Genomic DNA, 6,588 nt, shown 5'->3' with positions numbered 1-6,588 from the left:
CTATTGTATCAAGAGCAATTGTAGATGTAATAACAATAAATGGGAAATCGTATATATTGGATTTGAGTTTACATAAGTCAGGAGTAATTAATATTTATAGTTATGAACTCGAAGGCTTGTATATATTTGGAGATGGTGATAATAATGTTTTATAAAGTTACATATTTTGATGGGGAAAATAAAATACATAAGGAATACGAGATTGGTTATCCCTGTGATGTAGTATCGATGTTAAAAGAAGTTGAAACAGTCATAGAAGATGAATCTACAGGCAAAGATATAATTTTAATAAGCATGGAATTGTTGACGCAATAAAGGTGGATGGAGAAAAAATTAGGTGAAGAATATGTATTATAAAATTGGACAATCAAGAATAAATTTGTATTTAGCACGTAGATATGTAATTGGAGAGCATATTAATGGATATGGCGCTAAAAAAAGAAAGAAAATGAAAGAAAAGGCATTAAAAATAAGTTTTTGGTATTTTTACCATGAAATAAATAAAAGGATTTGGGTTTGGTCGAATAAGATATGAATAGAACAGAAGAAAATTTTCTTAAAATACAAATTGATGCGGCCTTAGCAAATGGTTTTGGACATACTTTGATTCGGCAAAAGTTTTTTGATTTTAATAAGAGAGAAATATATATGGATTTTTGGATAAATCCACAGTATGGAGTAAAAGCTAATATTATATCAACAAGAGAAATCATAAAACAATTAGTGGAAAAATATCCCGAAAATGTTAAGGGCTATCAATCATCCAAAATGATAGTTGGAACAAAGATAAAGGTAAGCAAGTTTAAGTTACTTTATAGTAATGGAGATGAAATTGAATTAACAGGGGGGCAGATTAGGGACTATGTAGAATTAGGAATTAAGGATTATAAAAATCAGAGTATAATTTATCAATTTGATAAAGATTGGCATTGGTGGTGGTGTAATAGGAACACTTTTTTATAAATAATTATAAGGAGACGAAAAATGGAAATTGAGGAATTTAGAGCAGGATTACTAAGAGAGCTTAATGCTATAGATAGTAAGTATGCAGGGCTTATAAAAAATAAAAACAATCTTTTAATGTGTGCAGTTGAACTTAATCAGTTAATTGATAAAATATGGAAATATAATTTTTTATTTTCAGAAGATAAAGAGGAGATATTAAGGATTGCAAGAGAAATTTATAATATTTATGGCATGAATAATACTGATTGCATATTGGAAGCTTTAAAAATGAGTTACAACTCTATTTTTAAGCTTATAGACGGATTGGAAGAAAAATATGCCCATAGTTTAAAATGATAAAAGCTATAAAAAATGATAGAATAAATAAAAATAGAAGTATTTATTCAAGAAAGGAGAATGAATGACTAGCAGCGAATTTTTGCAAGAAATTCGCAAGCTGAATAACGAAGTAAACAATTTGGAGTTAGATCGCAAGAGATTGCAAGATGATTTGTATACGTTGCACGGCATTCAATACTCTACTTTTAAAGTTACAGGCGGAATTAGGAAAGATATAGCAGATAAAATCGGAGAAATTGAAGTCTGCATTAATGAACTGAAGAATAAGCAATTTAAGCTGATGGCATATAAAGAATATGCAAGAGAGATTATTGAAAATGTGTCAGAACCGGTATATCGAAGCATTTTAATTGGGCGATATATTAACGGATATGGCTGGTCAATGATAGCATCTATTGTAAATTATGGCCGAGAATGGATTTCCAGGAGATTACACAAAGAAGCATTGGAAGAATTTGATATATTATATAAACAAGTCACAGCAAGTCACAAGACTTTTTGATAAAATGATAGTGTGAATTAATGAAATGTAGTCTCCAGCATTTTATTCACACTTCGTTTTTCACTTGCAAAACTCCATAAAAAAGCACCTTTTGAAGGTGCTTTTTTTATGCTAATTTTAGGACGGTGATGATTATTAGCAACATTATATGCACAAAAAAGAAATGCCTAAATAACGATAAAGGACAATGTACAGCAACTCAAATTATTTATGACGGGTTGTGTCAGTCCTATGTGACTGCTAAAAGTGGGATGCGGAGTAAAGCAGGTAGACTAATTAAATGGAGTGGTAGATTTAAAGAGCCACCAAAAAATGTTATTAAATAAAAGGGGCCTGTAAAAAATAGACTATAGAAAAATTTAGGAAATTAAAAGGGGGCATTGTAAATTTACAATGCATAAGATTGTATGGCTAGAGACTTTTCTAAAGACTTTTACAATGCAACAAGATGGCGTAAGAATGCACGGGCGTTTGCAGAAAGCAAATTATGGATATGTGAACGCTGCCAAAACCGACATATAAAAAAGGCAGTAGCTGATCATAGTGGAGATGTAGACGGTGTGATTACTAAGGGCAAGCAACGATTTATAGTACATCACGTTGAGCCACTCACGCCAGACAACATTAATGATGACTACATAGCTTATGGCTGGGATAACCTACAGCTGTTGTGCATTGAGTGCCATAACACTGTACATGCCAAGCACTGTATAGGTCGACAGCTCGTGTTCGACGGTGATGGCAACTTAGTTAAGATTGTTGAGGACACCCCCCATGGTGTAGATTAATTTAAAAATTTTTCTACGCCGGGGGCGGGGATTTTCGTAAAATGCAAGTAATTTTAGTAGGGGGGTGTGGTATGAGAAGGGAGTTGCCCGAAGAAGAAAAACTCTTAAAAAAGATTGAGCGCAAGAAAAAGGCTCGATTTAAAGAGTATGAAGAAGCTTTTAAAGAAATTGATAAAGATAAAATGAAACTCTTGTCAAAAACAATACAATTTGCAATTGATTTAGAGTTTAAACTAGATGAATTGAGGGTATTGGTTGATGAGACCGGTTTTATTGAAATGTATAAAAATGGTGATAATCAGTACGGGAAAAAAGAAAGTTCTGCTGGGAAAGCATACAATTCTGCCTTAAAAAATTACAATTTATTGATAAAAACTATCTTAGGAGAATTACCTGATCATATCAAAGCTGAAGATGATGATGGATTTGACGAATTTTTAAAAACGATGTCGAGGTGAGCCATGAATTATATTAAAATTTATCATCAAGCTATTGAAAAAGGTAAGGTAGTTACATCGCAAAAAGTAAAAAGACTGTATGATCATCTAATACAAAATATGGCAGATAAAAATAATCCGTATAGGTTTGACGAGGGAAAGGCGCAGTATGTCATTGATTTTATTGAGCGATTTTGTAAACACTCTAAAGGTAAATGGGCGGGCAAGCCAGTAATCCTGGAACTTTGGCAAAAAGCATTATTATCAGCTTTGTTTGGCTTTGTTGACAAAAAAACAGGGCTACGGCAGTACCGAGAATTAATTTTGATTGTGGCCAGAAAAAATGGTAAATCAACATTGAGTTCTGGAATTGGCGATTACTTATTGATTGCGGATGGTGAAGCGGGGCCTGAGATATATTCCGCTGCTACTAAGCGAGACCAGGCAAAAATTATTTGGAATGAAGCGGTAAAGATGGTTAAGAAATCACCAGCACTAAATAAGCGTTGCCAATGTTTGGTAAGCAAAATTAAGTGCAAAGTGAATGATGGTGTATTTGAGCCATTAGCAGCAGATTCTAACAATCTTGATGGACTTAATGTACATGGTGCGTTAATCGATGAATTACATGCTATTAAGGATAAAAACTTGTATGATGTAATTTTTGATGGAATGACGGCACGAGAGCAGCCGTTAATGGTTATTACGTCAACAGCCGGGACTGTGCGAGAAAGCATTTACGATATTAAATACGATGAAGCGGCAAATATCATTGCAGGGTATGATGATCCCAACGGCTATCATGACGAGAGAGTGTTGCCAATAATTTATGAATTGGACCATAGGTCAGAATGGGTAAGGCCACAGTGTTGGCAGAAAGCAAATCCAGCGTTGGGAACCATTAAAGATAAAGACCAATTGGCCGATAAAGTGAAGCGTGCGCAAGCTAATCCGATATATGTTAAAAATCTATTAACTAAAGATTTTAATATTAGGGAAACATCTTCAGAAGCGTTTTTGACATTTGAACAGTTGAATAATGAAGCAACATATACATTGTCCGATGTGCGGCCGAGATATGCAATTGGTGGTGTTGACCTATCAGCAACCACTGATTTAACCTGTGCCACATTGCTTTGGTGTAATCAAGAAGCAAATCAATTGTATGCTAAACAGATGTATTGGATACCTGAGGACTTATTTGAAAAACGTATACATGAAGATAAAGTGCCTTATGATGTGTGGCACAAACGTGGCTTTGTACGTAAATCGCCTGGCAATAGCATTGACTATCGTTTGATTGTTGAATGGTTTAGAGAGATGCAAGAGCAGGAAGACATTTATTTGTATAAAGTTGGCTATGATAGCTGGAGTGCATCGTATTTTGTCAATGAAATGCAGGACGTATTTGGGGAAGCCGTAATGGAAGCGGTTATCCAAGGGAAAAAGACATTATCTGGACCCATGAAATCGATAGGTGCTGATTTGGAAGCCAATCGGGTAAATTATGATAATAACCCTGTATTGAAATGGTGTATGGCCAATGTGGCTATTGATATTGACCGCAACGGAAACATACAGCCTACAAAAACTATGAATGCGAAGCAGCGTATTGATGGTTTTGCTAGTTTATTAGATGCCTACGTTGTGTTTGAACGTAATCGGGAAGAGTATTTGAATATAATTTAAAAAAGAAAGGGGGTGGAATATTGCAAAAGCGAAGCTTATTTGAAAAGATATTTGGCTTTACATGGGGAAACCAAGAAGAAAATACGCAGCAATTACAAGGTGCAAAATTGCTAAATGGTTATGACAACCTCTTTACAATGTTTGATGGCAAACTATATGATGATTCGACTATTAGGACTTGCATTGATACTATTGCACGCCATTTTAGTAAAATCAAAATAAGAAAAGTTATTAGACAAGAAAATGTCATTAAAAAGGACAAAAATAGCGAATTGGAATATATTTTGACCGTAAGGCCTAACCCATTCATGAATGCTAGTGATTTTTTGGAAAAAGTTGTGGCGCAATATTACACCTATAATAATGCGTTTGTGTACATTAAAACTGATAAGTTTGGGCATGTGTTAGGGCTATATCCTATAGATTCTGGCACTGTACAACTCTATGAAAGCACGGTAGGTACGAATAAGGAATTGTTTTTAAAATTTCAGTTTATGGGTGGTGAATATATTACAGTCCCATATGGCGAAATAGTACATTTACGCCGTCATTTTAACCGCAACGAATTTTGGGGCGATAGCAATGAAAAAATATTTGCTGAAGATATCAATACATTACGAGCGGTTAAAGCTGCCATTATTAATGTTGTTAAATCATTTGGTAAATTGCGAGGAATTATCAAATGGAAGACAACCATGCGCCCGGAAGACCAAAAGGAAAATTGGCAATTATTTGTTGATACTTACACAACGCCAGAAAATGGCAGTGGTATTGGTAGTATGGACAATAAAGCAGATTTTCAGCAGCTTAATGATACTGTTACTACTTTTGATAGTGGGCAGATGGATTATGCAAAGAAAAATGTGCTACAGCATTTTGGATTATCGGAAGGTATTTTACTAGGAAATTACAAAGAAGATGAGTATATTTCGTTTTATGAATCTGTAATTGAACCATTAGCTGTAAAATTTGCCCAGGAATTAACAGAAAAAATATTTACAGAAAAAGAAAGACGAGCTGGCCATGAAATCATCATGGAAAGTAATCGTCTTTCTTTTATGTCTGTTTCCTCAAAGATTAAAATTTGTCAGACATTAATACCGGCTGGTGGTCTAACTATTAATGAAATACGTGAAATTTTTGGATATGCTGGCATCGAAGGTGGCGATGAACGCCAGATTAGTTTGAACTTTGTTAAAGCTGGTGATCAGTCGAAATATCAAGTGAATGATGAAGGACAAGAGCCAATGAAAGGGGGTGATGGTGATGGGGGAAACAGTGGAACGCCGAATGGCGGAGATGACGACAAGCAATGAAATGCAAGTTGAAGGGTATGCAGCCGTGTTTAATCAGGAAACAATCCTTTATGAAAGTCCTGATACTGGATGGAAGTATTTAGAACGAGTTGATCCAAAAGCTTTTGAAGGTAGTGATATGACAAATACAGTGCTTAATTATAATCATGGAAAAGTGGGAACAATTTTAGCACGTGCTAGTAATGGGACATTGCGCATTAAAGCAGATGAAAAAGGGCTGCGTATTGATGCGGATATCATTGATACTACTACAGGGACTGATGTGTATAAATTGGTTAAGCGTGGTGACTTGAAGGAAATGTCATTTGCCTTTGTTGTCGATGAAGATGAAGAAATTAGGGATACGACAAACAAACTGTATTGTCGGGTTATTAAACGAATTAAGAAACTATATGACGTATCAATTGTTGATTTCCCAGCATATGAAGGAACAGCCATAAATGCCCGGGCAAAAGGAATTGATATTGAAAAATTTGAAGAAATAGTAAAAAAAGAAGAGCGTGCTCCAGCTGAACAGCGGAAACGAATTTTTATTTTAACAAATATGTAAA

Annotated in this window: 9 protein-coding genes; all 9 read left to right on the top strand. The window is 34.7% G+C overall.

Going from position 1 to position 6,588, the window contains the following annotated elements:
• Positions 1-144 precede the first annotated feature (144 nt).
• The gene (locus EO124_RS10220) at positions 145-315 is read left to right on the top strand and encodes a hypothetical protein (protein ID WP_164726594.1); all 171 of its coding nucleotides are present in this window, start codon (positions 145-147) and stop codon (positions 313-315) included.
• A 216-nt stretch (positions 316-531) separates the two neighbouring features.
• Positions 532-963, top strand: coding sequence for a hypothetical protein (locus tag EO124_RS08200; RefSeq protein ID WP_127059122.1), 432 nt, complete (start codon positions 532-534; stop codon positions 961-963).
• A gap of 21 nt (positions 964-984) precedes the next feature.
• A complete protein-coding gene (locus EO124_RS08195; RefSeq protein WP_127059121.1) occupies positions 985-1,302 on the top strand; it encodes a hypothetical protein in 318 nt (105 codons plus the stop codon).
• Between the two features lie 64 nt (positions 1,303-1,366).
• Positions 1,367-1,807, top strand: a complete 441-nt coding sequence (locus tag EO124_RS08190; RefSeq protein ID WP_127059120.1) for a hypothetical protein — start codon at positions 1,367-1,369, stop codon at positions 1,805-1,807.
• 407 nt (positions 1,808-2,214) lie between these two features.
• Positions 2,215-2,595 (top strand): HNH endonuclease, encoded by a 381-nt coding sequence (locus EO124_RS08185; RefSeq protein WP_127059119.1) that lies wholly within the window; start codon positions 2,215-2,217, stop codon positions 2,593-2,595.
• 71 nt (positions 2,596-2,666) lie between these two features.
• Positions 2,667-3,053: a hypothetical protein gene (locus EO124_RS08180; protein ID WP_127059118.1), complete on the top strand. Its 387-nt coding sequence runs from the start codon at positions 2,667-2,669 to the stop codon at positions 3,051-3,053.
• A 3-nt stretch (positions 3,054-3,056) separates the two neighbouring features.
• Positions 3,057-4,721 carry a terminase large subunit gene (locus EO124_RS08175; protein ID WP_127059117.1) on the top strand — a complete coding sequence of 555 codons (1,665 nt, stop codon included), beginning with the start codon at positions 3,057-3,059 and terminating at the stop codon, positions 4,719-4,721.
• A 20-nt stretch (positions 4,722-4,741) separates the two neighbouring features.
• Positions 4,742-6,037: a phage portal protein gene (locus EO124_RS08170; protein WP_127059116.1), complete on the top strand. Its 1,296-nt coding sequence runs from the start codon at positions 4,742-4,744 to the stop codon at positions 6,035-6,037.
• Positions 5,988-6,587 (top strand): HK97 family phage prohead protease, encoded by a 600-nt coding sequence (locus EO124_RS08165; RefSeq protein ID WP_164726592.1) that lies wholly within the window; start codon positions 5,988-5,990, stop codon positions 6,585-6,587. Before EO124_RS08170 ends, EO124_RS08165 begins: the two co-directional genes overlap by 50 nt.
• Position 6,588: the final 1 nt, after the last annotated feature.

Origin of the sequence: Veillonella ratti (assembly GCF_003992115.1) — a bacterium.
Taxonomy (GTDB): Bacteria; Bacillota; Negativicutes; order Veillonellales; family Veillonellaceae; genus Veillonella_A; species Veillonella_A ratti.
Note: the sequence above shows the minus strand (reverse complement) of the source record. Positions and strands in the feature narration are given on the sequence as shown.